Below are 13708 nucleotides of genomic sequence, written 5' to 3' on the forward strand. Positions count from 1 at the left end.
TGCGCCGGGGGAGCAATCCCTTATCCCCTGGCCATATTCACTCGGCGGTTGAAACCGCCGAATAATCTTCAATCCGCCTGCGCGGATTTAGTCTGTGTAGACGCGGTTTCAACCGCCGAATAATCAAGGGGATAAAACCCGCTTTAACCTAACTTTTCACATCAGCATCGCTGATATCGCATTCCTGGTAACTGCGAAACTAATCCCAACAATTCCAACTGCAAAAGTATACTAGAAACTCTCCCCGGTTCTAATCCCGCTGCTTCTACAATTACATCAAAAGAAATCGGCCCAGATGCGATCGCACTTAACACCTTAGCCAATTCCGGCTCCAACGGCGGCCCTTGCTTATCAACCGTCGGATTTGGGGGAAATAGCGACAACTGCTGGGCATTATCCAATTTTGGCATAGCTCCGAGCATTTCCAACAACCTGTCTTCGCTTAACATTCGATCGCTATTCGGCAGAATCGGATGAGCACCTTTACTCAGCAACTCCAAACAACCAAAAGAACGCTCATCATCCAATCTGCCCGTCAAAACATACACATCCCGGCAAAAATCATTCGCTTGATAAGCCGTAATTAAAGCACCAGATTTATGCGGAGCTTCTATCACGATTGTAGCGCGGCTTAAAGCAGCAATTATGCGATTTCGGCGGGGAAAATTAGTTTTATTCGGTTGAGTACCCGCCGGATATTCGCTAATTACCAATCCCTGCTGCAAAATGCGATCGCACAACCTCTCATTTTGTTTAGGATATACAATATCTACTCCCGTCCCCACCACTGCAAAAGTCCTTCCTCCCGCCTCCAAACAGCCTGTATGAGCCTCTGTATCAATGCCAGCCGCCAATCCCGAAACCACAGTAAAACCGCTTCTAGCCAAAGCCGTACTAATTTTGCGAGCCCACCTTCTGCCGTATTCCGAAGGGCTGCGAGTACCAACCATTGCCACCGTCGGCGTAATTCCGTGATTCTCTTTTATATCAACTAAACCGCGATAATACAACACTGGTGGCGGATTGGGAATTTCCAATAATAAGCGGGGATAATCTGGATCGGCAGGCGTCCAAAAACAGGGATTTTTTATAAGATGTTTTTCGATAAATTCTTCAGGATTGAGTTTATTGCGTTCTTGCACAATGGTTTCAATTATCTGCTTGCCAAACCCTTCGATTCGCATTAAATCTACTGATTTTGCCGTCCAAGCTTCTGCCAAACTATTGAAATTTTGCTGCAATCTTTGCAACAAAATCGGCCCGATACCGTTAATTTGCGACCATGCTAACCAGTAAGCGCGTTCTTCTACCAACGAGTTGCCCTCCACTTATCTGAGAATAATTTTATCATTTTTGGTTGAATATAGTAGGGAAAGGGCACTACCGTGTTCTGTATTTCCACAGATGCCCGGGTAGGGAAACGGCACTGCCGTGTCGTGTATTTACACGGATGTAAAACTGCTATATAAATTTTTTTACGAACCGCGAAGGCGCTAATAACGCGAAGGGAATTAAGAGGGAGGTTGACAATTACTGGCTAGGTTTTCCAATCTACGAAACGGGCATAAATATAAGCAATAATTTCTCCGATTACTGTCCGAAAACCTTCGCTAGATTTCCACCATTCTTGGGAATTGTAATCTTGCGGTTCCGCCGCTATAATGCCGACTTTAATCTCAGGATTCAGCACTTCTTTAAATACAATCCAACTTCTGCGGGCGTGAGGGCCAAAGGAATAAAGATTAATTGAGTTAACTTTTAAACCTGAAGGAGAAAACCAATCCCGAAGTGCGATCGCAGAAGCAGCCGTGCGGTGTTTCAAAACATTAGCGGCGGGTACTGCTACTAATTGGTTTTTATCAAATCCTAGCGCAATACAAGTTGCTGCCGTCAGTTCCGCATAATTTTTATATTCAGCCAGATAGTAGCCTTTACTTAAAGGAACTCCTGTGGTAATTAATTGGCGGTATTCACCTTTTTTGAATTCAGCGATCGCACTTTTGATCGCATAATCTGGCAACCAGCCTTCTACAACCAATATATCTGCTTTAATCGGAGCATTTACCGCCAAAAATAGATGGATATTTGTAATAATTAAGAGCATTAAAATTATCAACCCCGCGCTTGCAATTACCCAACCTTCCCTAGTAATTGCCCAGATTTCTCGACGACGGATTAAACGAATTCTCATTTTAGAGTATAAGGAAGAAAATCGATATGAAGATGGAAGAAGCCACAATACCAATGGTTTCAGGAAAATGGAAATAGTGGGACAGTGAGAGAGCGATCAAATTGCTTTTCGGCCCCATGTCCCATTCCCTATGCACCATTCCCAAATTATTTGTGTTTCAGATACTCAAAAACGCTTTTATCCCCGATATCCTGCGGCATCGGTTGAAAAAACTTGCGTACAGCAAAGATGATAAACAAAGCCGCCCAAATAGCAAGCAAAAACTGTTCATTTTCTGCTGACAAAAAGCCGAAAATATGTCCTAAAATTAAAAGAGGAACTCCGGGAGTCAAAAACTTGGTTTCTAGGCGATTAAAGCAGAATGCTTCCTTAAAATAAATGCCATTTAAGGCGGCAAAAGTAAAGCCAATTCCCCACAACGTGGCTGGATGTTCGTACACTGCTAAAGCTAGAGGTTGGCTGCTTTGTAGGGCAACAAACAATGCTGCCGCGCCGCCGATCGCCCAAAAGGCCTGTAGTGTGCGGTGTAACGCAATCATGTAAATGTGAATAGTTGCCAAGCTGACGCCTAAAGCTATCCAGAAACAAGCAAAAACAGGCGTTACAGCTTGGATTGCCATCGGGTTGTCGCCCTGTTGTAGAACCAGAGTAGTGCCGATCGCAAAACACAGCGCCGCCACCCCCAATCCAGCGCGGTAAATCAACACTCCCGTGCGATCGTTTTGAGTAATCGTAAATTCGCCGAATTGTCCTTGATAGACTGGCGATTCATGAGGTGATTTCAGTAGTTGCATAATAGCTTCCTCCTATTAGACACGAATGTACTTCTGCCAAGATATACTTTATTGATAAACCGAGCCAGCGAGACCGAGCTATGCCTAAATTTAACAAGCCTAAACTTAACCAGCCTAAAGTTAACAAGTCTAAAGTTAACCAATCTAAATTTGACGATCGCCCAGATCAAAGCAAATCCCTTTCTTCACCATCCGACCTTCCTCCAGTTCAGCTTGATGAAACCATTGTAGCAGGCAGAAGACCCAAACCGGTAAACGACTTCCAGCGCCTGCTGGAGGAATTATCCGAATTGAGATCGGGGTTCGATCCAGAAATTTTAGCGCATATCGAGGAAAATATCCCATTTAATGCCAAGCAATTTGAAACTAAAATTAGCAAGATTTTGGGTTCAAAAAATATTGATTTCAGCCTAAAAAATTCAGTCAAATATCTAGATTACATCAAGCAAAATATTCAACTACCGTGCTACGTTACCGGCATAGAAGAGTTTGAATGGGAAGAAGAATATACAATGGGTTCGGGCAGCAAAAAAGAATATGCACGGCTCAAAAAAACTCAACCTTCTTATACTGATAGATTCACAATTAATCGGTTGGAGGATTTGGTGGTTCAGGAAGAAGGCATATTTGTGGAAGTGCAGCGCGTCGGTGATCGCCAAAAGTTTATGTTGCCTTTATCAGAGTTAGAATCAGTTGATGTAATCTCCCGCAACAATCAGTTATTAGATGATTATGCCGTGTGGTTTCTCAATTATTAAGGAAGAGTGGAAAAGTGGAAAAGTGGGGGAGGGGAAGAGGGGAAGAGTGGGAGAAGGGCAGAAGGGCAGAAGGGCAGAAGGGGAGAGTGGGAGAGTGGGGGATGGGAAAAATCTTCCTTCTTCCTTCTTGCTGACATCCGTTACATAATCCGTTGCCGAACTTCCTTCTTCCTTCTTCCTAACATCCGAAGAAAGCGAATCCGTTGCCGAACTTCCTTCTCTCTTCTCCCTAACATCCGTTACATCCGAAGAAAGCGAATCCGTTGCCGAACTTCCTTCTTAATTAAATGGAAGCTGGCAAGTGCGATCGCGAAACCAAAGCCAAAGCTTCAACCAAACTGCGAACAGCCGCAATCATCGCCACTTCACTATTAAGTTGGCTAACAGCAGAACCGACACCAACACCCGCAGCACCGGCTCCAATAGCGAGCGGTGCGGTGACGCTGGAGATACCCGAAGCGCAGAGTACGGGGACGGATACGGCGCGGGAAATTTCAAAGGCTGCGGCCAAAGTAGGCGCTGCTTTTTCAATTAATCCCAAGGTGCCAGGGTGAATTGGTTGAGCGCTGGTGCCACCTTCGGTTTGGATGATATTAGCCCCAGCTTTGACTAATTCAATTGCTAACTGCACTTGTTTGTCGAGTGCCAAAATGTGGGGAACTGTCACAGAAAGAGTGATGTTTGGAAATAGCGATCGAGTTTCGCGAGTCAACTGCAAAACTTCCTCGGCTTCAAAGCGGCGGCCTACTGCGTAGAAAGCATCAAAGTTACCAATTTCAATCAAATCAGCGCCAGCTTCTACCGCAGGCACAAACTTTTCCGGTTCCACAGCCGATACACAAATTGGCAAATTTGTCAACTGTTTTGCCATCAATACCAAATCTCGATCGGCAGCAATATCGACAAAGGAAGCACCGCCGAGATCCGCTGCTTTGACGACAGCAGCAACGTTGGCGGCATCAAAATTATTTAAACCGCTGATAATTTTCAGGGCGCGACCTTGCTCAAAAGCGCGCTGCAATTTAGAATTTACACTCATCGTTAGTTTTCCAACTCAAAAAATTTCTTAGACTCATTTTGACACGAATTAGAACAATTTTTGATTTTTAATTCTTAATTTTTAATTACTACGCGGCTGTCGAAATTTGTAAACATCTTTGATAACTTGTGCCCAGCCGTCAGAGAGAGATTCGAGAATACGAGCTCCCTTTTCTTTCGTCGCCACCGTCGCATCGCCCAATACACCACTTTCAGTCAACTCTCGCGTCAGCCAAGCAAAAGGCAAATTCCCTTCCATACTCAGCAAACTGTCTGTTGGTAAACCCTGCGGGTACTCGCAAACAGCCAGTTCCATTTTCACCTGTTCGGGTAAAATTGACAACATCAAACTCGTTTCTGCATCACCCGCGTGAATCCCAAACTCCACCTCCTTCGCAGTTAATAATTCCGCAGCCACATTCGGAACCCGCCACAAAAATAGCGGAAACACTGAGAAATCTTGATATTTTTGATGAATATCCCGCGCCGCAATTTCCATCACCTGTGGCTGTCCGCCGTGACCATTCATTAACACTAATTTCCGAAATCCAGCTTGATAAATACTGTCTGCAATTTCACTGATTACTGCTAAAATTGTCTGAGCACTGAGCATAATTGTACCGGGAAAATGGCAGTGTTCGTTAGATTTGCCATAGTACAAAGGTGGTAAAGCATATGCGCGAATATTTGCGTCTAACTTTGCCAGGGCTTGGCCTGTAACTGCCGCGCTAATTGCCGCATCTACAATTAAAGGCAAATGGGGGCCGTGCTGTTCGATCGCACCTAGCGGCAGAATTATCACAGTATTTTCCTTATCCGGCATAGACTGAATTTCAGTCCAAGTCAGATATGGAAAAAAGCGCGATGCGGGAATAAAATTGTGCATATTGTGGCGGCAAGAGGAGAGGCAACCAAGGCAATCAACTAGCCTGAAAACTAAAAAGTAATTTCCAAGATAGCTCACATATTCTGTATGTGGGTAGATAATATAGAAATATAGCAGATGCTTTAACAGCGTGGTGATAGACGCTCGCCAGCTCAGACCGAAAGACGTAGAGATGACTAATTGATGGAAGCTTGGCAAACCCCACAAACTAATTTAACCGACATTCCGATCGCCGATGAACTGTCGCACCGCCTCCCTCGATCGCACGATCAAAAAGCAGAAAACCGAGCGCTGCAAACGCTGGCTCGACAATTGGCAACCTCACCGCACAGGCTGCTCAAAACACTGGTTGCGATCGCTAAAGATTTGTGCGACGCCGGAAGCGTCGGAGTCTGCTTGCTGGAAGAAAATGCAACTTCCGAACAAATATTTCGCTGGGAAGCCTTGGCAGGAGCGTGGGAATCAGTAGAACATAGAAACACACCCCGCAAATTGCGTTTGTCCGGAACCCCGATCGATCGCCAAACTCCTCAGCTTTACTTCGCTCCAGAACAATATTTTACCGACTTGCAACAGCTAGAATTGCCGATCGCCGAAGCATTAGTCGTGCCACTGCAAGCAGAAAATCAACCGCTGGGGGCAATATGGATTGTATCTCACGATTCCGCTCGCCAATTCGATGCCGAAGACTTGCAGATCGCGATCGCCCTAGCAGACTTTGCCGTTGCCGCCGTACAAATCGATCGCGCCAATCAAACCAAAGAAGCTTTGCGAGAAAGCGAAGAACGCTGGCAGCTAGCCTTGCAGGGAAACAACGACGGCATTTGGGATCACAACCTGCAAACCAATTGCTGTGTAGTAAGCGATCGCTTTTTAGAGATTTTGGAACGCCGGCCCGAAGAAGTCAAAAACTTCAGCCAATTTTTGAGCTACATTCATCCCGATGATTTGGAGATAATGCAAAGCAATTGGCAGCAGCACTTGCATCGAGAAATCTCACATTACTGCTGCGAGTACCGCGTTCGCTGTTCCGACGGGCGCTACAAATGGGTTTTAGCCAGAGGGCGAGCAATTTGGGACGAGTCAGGCAATCCCCTGCGGGCCGTAGGTTCCCTGACAGATATCAGCGATCGCAAACAAACTGAAATTGCCTTGAAACAAAGCGAAGAACGTTTGAGCGTCGCCATCGAAGGCTCAGGCATGGCAACCTGGGATTTTGACGTGCGAACAAACCGAGTAATTTGGTCGGCGACCCATTTCAGCATTTTGGGCTGCGAACCGGTACCAGGCAGCGAAGCAAGCGCGGCTGTGTGGCAAAAGTGCGTGCATCCAGACGACTTAAAGCAAGTCATGCAAGCAGCCAAAACAGCTCGGGAAACGCGATCGCTCTACTCCCCCGAATACCGCATCATCCGCGCCGACAACGGAGAAATCCGCTGGTTGAGCGCGTTCGGGCGCTATCTCTACGACGAGGCAGGGGAAGCAGTGCGGTTTATCGGAGTATTATTTGATGCTACAGATCGCAAAAAAGCCGAACTCGCCCTGCAAGAGAGCGAGCAAACCGTGCGCCGTCAACTTCTAGAGATAGAGTCGCTCTACCAAACAACTCCCGTGGGTTTGGCCGTTTTAGACACAGATTTGCGGTTCGTGCGGATCAACCAACGGTTTGCCCAAATGAACGGCCTGGCAGTAGAAAACCACATCGGCCGCACCCTGCGCGAAATTGTCCCCGACTGGGCAGACACAGCCGAACCTTTGTTGCGCCACCTTCTAGCCACCGGAGAACCGATCCGGAATTTTGAACTCACGGGTAAAACTAGGGCTCAACCCACTGTTATTCGCACTTGGCTCCAGAATTGGTGGCCGCTCAGAGACAGGGGCGGAGAGATTGTCGGGATTCATATCGTGGTACAGGAAATTACCGCTCGCAAAATGGCCGAACTCGCCTTGCAAGAAAGCTACAACCGTTTCCAATTAGCTACAAGGGCGATCGACGGCCTGGTGTTTGAGTGGGATTTGGCAGCCAACTCCGTTTACCGTTCCGAGGGACTGTGCTCGATCGTCGGTGTCTGCCCAGAGGATGCACCGGCAACACCAGAGTGGTGGAGAGAACGCATCCATCCCGTCGATGTGGCACGCATCCAAGCCGGGGGGCAATCAATCTTAAGTGCCGAGCGCTACGAAGTCGAGTACCGAGTCCGGCACGAAGACGGGCGCTGGATAGATGTTTGGGAACGCGGCTGTTTGATCCGCAACCAGCAAGGTGAAGTGACCAAAATAGTCGGCTTCACCAGCAACATTACCCAGCGCAAACAAGCAGAAGCTGCACTGCGCGATCGTGAAACCCGCCTGCTGTTGATTCTCGACAGCGCCAAAGACTACGCCATCTTCACCATCGACACCGACGGACACGTTACCAGTTGGAACGCAGGCGCGGAGAGATTGCTGGGCTATACCGAAGCTGAAATCGTCGGGCAGGACGGACGAATCATCTTCACCCCAGAAGACTCTGCTGCCGGAAAGCCGGAAGCAGAAAGGCACATCGCCCTGACTCAGGGAAAAGCAGAAAACGAGCGCTGGCACCTCCGCAAAGACGGCAGCCGCTTTTGGGGCAGCGGAGTGGTGATGCCCCTGCGCGACGCAGGAGGCGAAGTGCAAGGTTTCCTGAAAATCATGCAGGACAAAACCGAGCGCCGGCAAATAGAAGAAGCACTGCGGCAAAGCGAAAATCGCTACCGCACCCTCGCCGATGGCGTCCCGCAATTAATGTGGATCAATACCGCCGACGGCAGGTTAGAGTTTTGCAACCAGCACTGGCAAAGCTACACGGGCATCAGGCCAGCAGAATTGCCGCTGGCTGCACCGGTGCTGCAATTATTTCATCCTGATGATCTGCCAACAGTTGTCGGCACGCGCACCAAGGCGATTGAAGCAGGGGAAGCCTACGAATTTGAGTGTCGGGTACGCAGGTTTGATGGTACTTACCGCTGGCATCTAGCGCGACTTGTACCCGTCAAAGACAGGAAGGGACAGGTGGTGCAATGGGCGGGAATCGGGATTGATATTGACGATCGCAAACGAGCAGAAGAAAGCTTAGCAGAAAGCGATCGCCGCTTCCGTTTTCTGGCTGAGTCGTTGCCCCACCTGATTTGGAACGTAGACTCCGCCGGCGAAATTCGTTTTACCAATCAACAAAAGTGGTCGGAATATCTGGGAATGTCTTACGAGGAAGCCGCTCAAAACAATTGGGAGTCCCTGGTGCCGCCCTCGGATTTGGCAGAATCTTGGGCCCGCTGGAAAGAATGTCTAATCACCGGAGAAGTTTATCAAATTGAGCTGCGCCTGCGGCGGGCAGTAGACCAAATGGAACGCTGGCATTTGTCCCGCGCCGTGCCAATTCGCGGCGCGGAGGGCCAGATTGTCGAGTGGATCGGCACGAATACCGATATTCACGATCGCAAACAAGCCCAACTCAACGAGCAATTTCTCTCGGATCTCGAAGTCCGCTTGCGGCAGCGCATCAACCCCGCAGAAATGTTGTGGGAAGCCATGAAAAGTCTAGGAGAATATTTAAAAGTCGATCGCTGCATATGGCACGAAATCGATCTAGAAGCCGATCGGGCAATTGTCGAGCAAGACTGGCACCAGTCCGACCTTGCCAGCACCGTCGGCATCTATAAAATCTCAGACTTTAAGATGCCAGAACTTAAAGCTCTCTCTATCGCAGGTCAAACAGTTGTCATCTCAGATATCGCTAATCACCCCTATACAGCGCATTTGGTCGATAACTACGGTGCCGTGTCGATTCGCGCTTTGGTCGATGTTCCCTGCCTTCAGGAAGGCCGCTGGGTGGCTCTTTTGTTGGTGGCATCAAAGGTGGTTCGGCACTGGCGGCCCGATGAAGTTTGGCTGATGCAAGAAGTGGTGGCTCGCCTCTGGACGGTGATCCTGCACGCGCGAGCCCTGCATGAGCTGCACGAAAGCGAGGCTCGGTTCCGCGCTCTAGCTGACAACATCGCTCAGTTGGCCTGGATCACAGATCCCACTGGCGGGAGTTTATGGTATAACCAGCGCTGGTTTGAGTACACGGGCACAACGCTAGAAGAAATGCTAGGCTGGGGCTGGCAACTGGTACACCACCCGGAACACCTCGATCGCGTTGTCGAAAAATTTAGGCGCTGCATTGAAACAGGCGAACTCTGGGAAGATACTTTCCCCTTGCGCGGCAAAGACGGATCGTACCGCTGGTTTCTCTCTTGCGCCGTGGCGATCCGCGACGAGCAAGGCAAGGTGCTGCGCTGGTGTGGCACTAACACTGACATTACCGATCGAAAAGTTGCAGAAGCGGAACGGGAACGCCTTCTAGCACGGGAAAAGGCAGCGCGGGAAGAAGCAGAACAGGCTAACCGCGTCAAAGACGAATTTTTGGCTGTTTTGTCCCACGAATTGCGGACTCCCTTAAACCCGATTATGGGCTGGGCGAAGCTGCTTCAATCGAACGTTCTGACACCGGAAAAGCAGCGTTATGCCTTAGAGACGATCGAGCGCAACGCCAAACTGCAAACCCAGCTTATCGAAGATTTGCTCGATGTGTCGGGGATTCTGCAAGGTAAGGTCAGCTTGAATATTGCACCTGTGGATTTAGTTGGGGTGATCGGCGCTGCTATTGAAACGGTGCGTCTGGCGGCCGAAGTTAAGTCGATTCAAATCAGCACTCAATTTGCACCGAATCTCGGTCCGGTGTTGGGCGATGCGGGCAAACTTCAGCAGGTAGTCTGGAATTTGCTGTCAAATGCCGTCAAGTTCACCCCGCCGGGAGGCAAAATTGAAGTCGTTCTCGATCGGGTGGACACCAAGGCCCAAATTACTGTAACTGATACGGGAAAAGGTATCGAACCTGATTTTCTGCCCTATGTATTCGACTACTTCCGACAAGCTGACAGCTCGATGACGCGCAAGTTTGGCGGTTTGGGTTTAGGATTGGCGATCGTCCGCCATCTCGTCGAACTCCACGGCGGCACGGTGAAATCCGACAGTCCCGGCGAAGGAAAAGGTGCAACCTTGACCGTCAGGATACCTCTGATGCCGGTGCCATCTCAGACAAGTCCTGCGGGAACTGCGGCGCCGGATCAATCCTTGAATTTGAGCGGTATCAGCGTGTTAGCGGTGGATGATGAGGCCGATGCGCTAGATTTATTGGTTTTTCTGCTTGAGGATTGTGGGGCAAGTGTTACAGCAGTTGCTAGCGCCGCCGATGCCTTGGCGGTTTTAACTGAGTCTGTGCCGGATTTGCTGTTGAGCGATATTGGAATGCCCGACACCGACGGTTATATGTTGATGCGACAGGTTCGGGCTCTGGCGCCCGACAAAGGGGGACGGATTCCGGCGATCGCCCTCACAGCTTATGCTGGAGAGATTGACTATCAGCAGGCCCTGGCTGCGGGGTTCCAGCGCCACATTTCTAAGCCTTTAGACCCCGACAAGTTGGTGCAGGCGATTGGGGAGGTACTTGATCGATCGGGCAAAAACATTATTTAAAGTGTTTTTTTGTCGGAAAAGTCTTTATTTAATGAACCGCAAAGGCGCAAAGAACGCGTTCGGCGAAGCCGTTCCCGAAGGGTAGGAAGAAGGGAAGAAGTTAATCATCTCAATTCCGGTTACATCTGAGATATTGCACCCTTTTCAATCAGCGTTTTATTGACGGGGTAGGAGCAATGGCGCACAATAAAATTCGTCTGTTTTGGAGCAGGCCGGAAAGCCTATTCAGGAAAATGGTACAAGATATTAGATGTAACCAATTTTATTGTCGTTCGATCGCGCATCATGTCCAATAAAAAAACCTCACATATGGAGGTTTTTTGATGATTATTGGTGCTGACCGGACAGGTTAAAACATCCTGTCCCTGCATGATGCCCACAGCCCTAAGACTCAATTCTTAGCGGTAGTCACTACGCACAGCGGGCTCTCGATCACTCGTTGTAGTTGTATAGCGGACATTTTCTTCGCGTTTGCGGGGAATCAAGCCCAACAAACCAGACAAGCCTAGCAATCCCAACCATCCCCAATCAAAATCGCGATCGGTCTCAGCATTGTAGACATCGGAGCGAGGAGTGGTGGTGGTTGTAGTGTTGTTAGTACCGCCAGTTGTATCTGTCTGAGCTGAAGCAGGCAGATGAGCTGGTGCTAGGGCTAACCCAGCAGCTATAATACCTGCACCGATTGCTTTGGATAAATCAGAACGTTTCATAATTCAAATGCTCTCTGTTGGCTAAAATCTTTAACTATCAAAACTATATCGATTGGCTTTTAAAATTAAATCCACCTCTAGCAGTAAAGAGGGTTATGTTCCACCTATAACTAGAGATTGATATCAAATTTTTAGCAGGCGCACAAAATTAAAGATTGCTCGCAGAGGCACTCCAGCACTAGAAATCGCGGGTCTGACACCTGACTCGGTTGTGAGGCACTCCGGCACTCTCGACAATAGACAAGGTGTTGCTGACAAAAAAAGGTAAACTCAGATATTGCACAGATAAGTGTTTAAACTCGATCGACGGAGATAAAAACTTTTGGGTATAGAGCTACGCAGCTACGTATTTCTAGACAACTTGCAGCCGCAGCACGCAGCATACATCGGCACCATCGCCGCCGGATTCTTGCCGCTGCCAGGGGATGCGTCGCTGTGGATAGAAATCTCCCCCGGTATCGAAATTAACCGAATTACCGATGTCGCCCTCAAATCTGCCTCCGTGCGCCCGGGAGTGCAAATAGTCGAACGCTTGTACGGCCTTCTGGAAGTACACTCGGGTCAGCAGGGGGAAACGCGGGCAGCAGGCAAAGCAATTCTAGAATTTATGGGAGTCCGCAGAGAAGAAGGTATCAAACCGCGAGTGATTTCCAGTCAAATTATTCGCAACATTGACCCTCACCAAACACAATTAATCAACCGCACCCGCCGCGGACAGTTGCTGCTGGCGGGACAAACGCTTTACGTTTTAGAAGTAGAACCCGCTGCTTATGCAGCGCTGGCGGCCAATGAAGCAGAAAAAGGCGCATCTATTAACATCTTAGAGGTTCAGGCTGTAGGCAGTTTCGGACGGCTTTACCTCGGCGGCGCAGAACGAGATATTATAGCAGGTTCCCAGGCAGCAATTGCGGCGGTGGAAAACGTGACGGGTCGAGAAAATCCAACAATTTTTGGTCGCAAGGAATAGCCGTTAAAGGAGATGCAATTATGGCAAATACACATCATTTAGCGCTGTTAAAAAAAGGTGCAGTTACTTGGATTGAATGGAGAAGTCTCAACCCAAATATAGAACCGGATCTCAGCGAAGCTAACCTCGTGGAAGCAAATCTCAGAGGCGCGCATCTTTGGCGATCAAACCTTTTTAAAACAGACTTGTTTAAGGCTAAATTAATTTCGGCAAACCTCGCCGAATCTAATTTTAGTTTAGCAAATCTTGCGGGAGCGCAACTGCTCGAAACTAATTTAATTAAAGCTAATTTAACTGGAACAAACCTCCGAGCGGCCGACCTCAAGGGAGCTGATTTGAGCGGTGCTAATTTAATTGGATCTGACCTCACCGCTGCTAATCTCCAACAAACCGATTTCGGTGATGCGAATTTAATCGGTGCGGTGATGTCTGGAGTTAATGCGATGGGCGCGAACCTCAATTTTGCTAATCTCAGTCAAGGCAATCTCACTCAAGCCGAATTGATTGAAGCACATTGCTATGCAGCCAATTTCTCTAAAGCTAACCTCGCGGAAGCTCACTTCACTGCAGCATATCTTTTTAGGGCAAATCTCAGTTTTGCAGAGTTGAGCGCGGCAGATTTCCGGTGGGCAAACCTTGGCAAAGCTGATTTGAGAGGGGCGAATTTGACCGGGGCAAATCTCAGGGGAGCGAAATTGGGGGGAGCTAATCTGGGCGAAGCTATTTTGAAAGGAACAATCATGCCTGACGGCAGCATTGTTTGATAAATACTGGATAATATTTATTCCTGTAAAATAACCGCAATAGTTACAAAAAAGTCAGTTGC

10 protein-coding genes are annotated in these 13708 nt (G+C 48.5%); 4 read left to right on the forward strand and 6 right to left on the reverse strand.

The features are described 5' to 3' along the window. Nucleotides 1–161: 161 nt before the first annotated feature. From dprA to QUB25_RS16345, 3 genes are all read right to left on the reverse strand, one after another. Complete coding sequence (dprA, locus tag QUB25_RS16335) at nt 162–1313, reverse strand: DNA-processing protein DprA (protein WP_333184211.1); 1152 nt, start codon at nt 1311–1313, stop codon at nt 162–164. 224 nt (nt 1314–1537) lie between these two features. After that, nucleotides 1538–2191, reverse strand: a complete 654-nt coding sequence (locus QUB25_RS16340) for a YdcF family protein (protein WP_333184213.1) — start codon at nt 2189–2191, stop codon at nt 1538–1540. A 146-nt stretch (nt 2192–2337) separates the two neighbouring features. Next, nucleotides 2338–2985 carry a DUF2301 domain-containing membrane protein gene (locus QUB25_RS16345; RefSeq protein ID WP_333184216.1) on the reverse strand — a complete coding sequence of 216 codons (648 nt, stop codon included), beginning with the start codon at nt 2983–2985 and terminating at the stop codon, nt 2338–2340. Between the two features lie 80 nt (nt 2986–3065). On the opposite strand from QUB25_RS16345, the gene QUB25_RS16350 reads away from it, so the two are divergent. Beyond that, nucleotides 3066–3743, forward strand: coding sequence for a calcium-binding protein (locus QUB25_RS16350; RefSeq protein WP_333184218.1), 678 nt, complete (start codon nt 3066–3068; stop codon nt 3741–3743). Between the two features lie 283 nt (nt 3744–4026). Here the strand turns inward: QUB25_RS16350 and QUB25_RS16355 are convergent, their stop codons facing one another. Together QUB25_RS16355 and QUB25_RS16360 are read right to left on the reverse strand one after the other, a co-directional pair. Continuing rightward, on the reverse strand, nt 4027–4782 hold the full coding sequence (locus tag QUB25_RS16355; RefSeq protein ID WP_333184220.1) for a DUF561 domain-containing protein: 756 nt from the start codon (nt 4780–4782) through the stop codon (nt 4027–4029). An 81-nt stretch (nt 4783–4863) separates the two neighbouring features. Beyond that, a complete protein-coding gene (locus QUB25_RS16360; protein ID WP_333184225.1) occupies nt 4864–5667 on the reverse strand; it encodes a creatininase family protein in 804 nt (267 codons plus the stop codon). A 183-nt stretch (nt 5668–5850) separates the two neighbouring features. Between QUB25_RS16360 and QUB25_RS16365 the strand changes: the two genes are divergently transcribed. Further along, nucleotides 5851–11205, forward strand: a complete 5355-nt coding sequence (locus QUB25_RS16365) for a PAS domain S-box protein (protein WP_333184228.1) — start codon at nt 5851–5853, stop codon at nt 11203–11205. Between the two features lie 398 nt (nt 11206–11603). On the opposite strand, the gene QUB25_RS16370 is transcribed toward QUB25_RS16365, so the two are convergent. Continuing rightward, complete coding sequence (locus tag QUB25_RS16370) at nt 11604–11915, reverse strand: WGxxGxxG family protein (RefSeq protein ID WP_333042574.1); 312 nt, start codon at nt 11913–11915, stop codon at nt 11604–11606. A 322-nt stretch (nt 11916–12237) separates the two neighbouring features. Between QUB25_RS16370 and QUB25_RS16375 the strand changes: the two genes are divergently transcribed. Then, nucleotides 12238–12882 carry a hypothetical protein gene (locus QUB25_RS16375; RefSeq protein ID WP_333042577.1) on the forward strand — a complete coding sequence of 215 codons (645 nt, stop codon included), beginning with the start codon at nt 12238–12240 and terminating at the stop codon, nt 12880–12882. A gap of 20 nt (nt 12883–12902) precedes the next feature. Further along, nucleotides 12903–13646, forward strand: a complete 744-nt coding sequence (locus tag QUB25_RS16380; protein ID WP_333184231.1) for a pentapeptide repeat-containing protein — start codon at nt 12903–12905, stop codon at nt 13644–13646. Nucleotides 13647–13708 lie beyond the last annotated feature (62 nt).

This window comes from Microcoleus sp. B3-D7 (assembly GCF_036705305.1).
In the GTDB taxonomy this organism is placed as follows: domain Bacteria; phylum Cyanobacteriota; class Cyanobacteriia; order Cyanobacteriales; family Microcoleaceae; genus Microcoleus.

Bases quoted from the DNA above. Each gene is read 5' to 3' on its own strand.
- QUB25_RS16340 (WP_333184213.1), bottom strand. From the start codon at position 2,191: ATGAGAATTCGTTTAATCCGTCGTCGAGAAATCTGGGCAATTACTAGG.
- QUB25_RS16345 (WP_333184216.1), bottom strand. From the start codon at position 2,985: ATGCAACTACTGAAATCACCTCATGAATCGCCAGTCTATCAAGGACAA.
- QUB25_RS16350 (WP_333184218.1), top strand. From the start codon at position 3,066: ATGCCTAAATTTAACAAGCCTAAACTTAACCAGCCTAAAGTTAACAAG.
- QUB25_RS16355 (WP_333184220.1), bottom strand. From the start codon at position 4,782: ATGAGTGTAAATTCTAAATTGCAGCGCGCTTTTGAGCAAGGTCGCGCC.
- QUB25_RS16360 (WP_333184225.1), bottom strand. From the start codon at position 5,667: ATGCACAATTTTATTCCCGCATCGCGCTTTTTTCCATATCTGACTTGG.
- QUB25_RS16365 (WP_333184228.1), top strand. From the start codon at position 5,851: ATGGAAGCTTGGCAAACCCCACAAACTAATTTAACCGACATTCCGATC.
- QUB25_RS16370 (WP_333042574.1), bottom strand. From the start codon at position 11,915: ATGAAACGTTCTGATTTATCCAAAGCAATCGGTGCAGGTATTATAGCT.
- QUB25_RS16380 (WP_333184231.1), top strand. From the start codon at position 12,903: ATGGCAAATACACATCATTTAGCGCTGTTAAAAAAAGGTGCAGTTACT.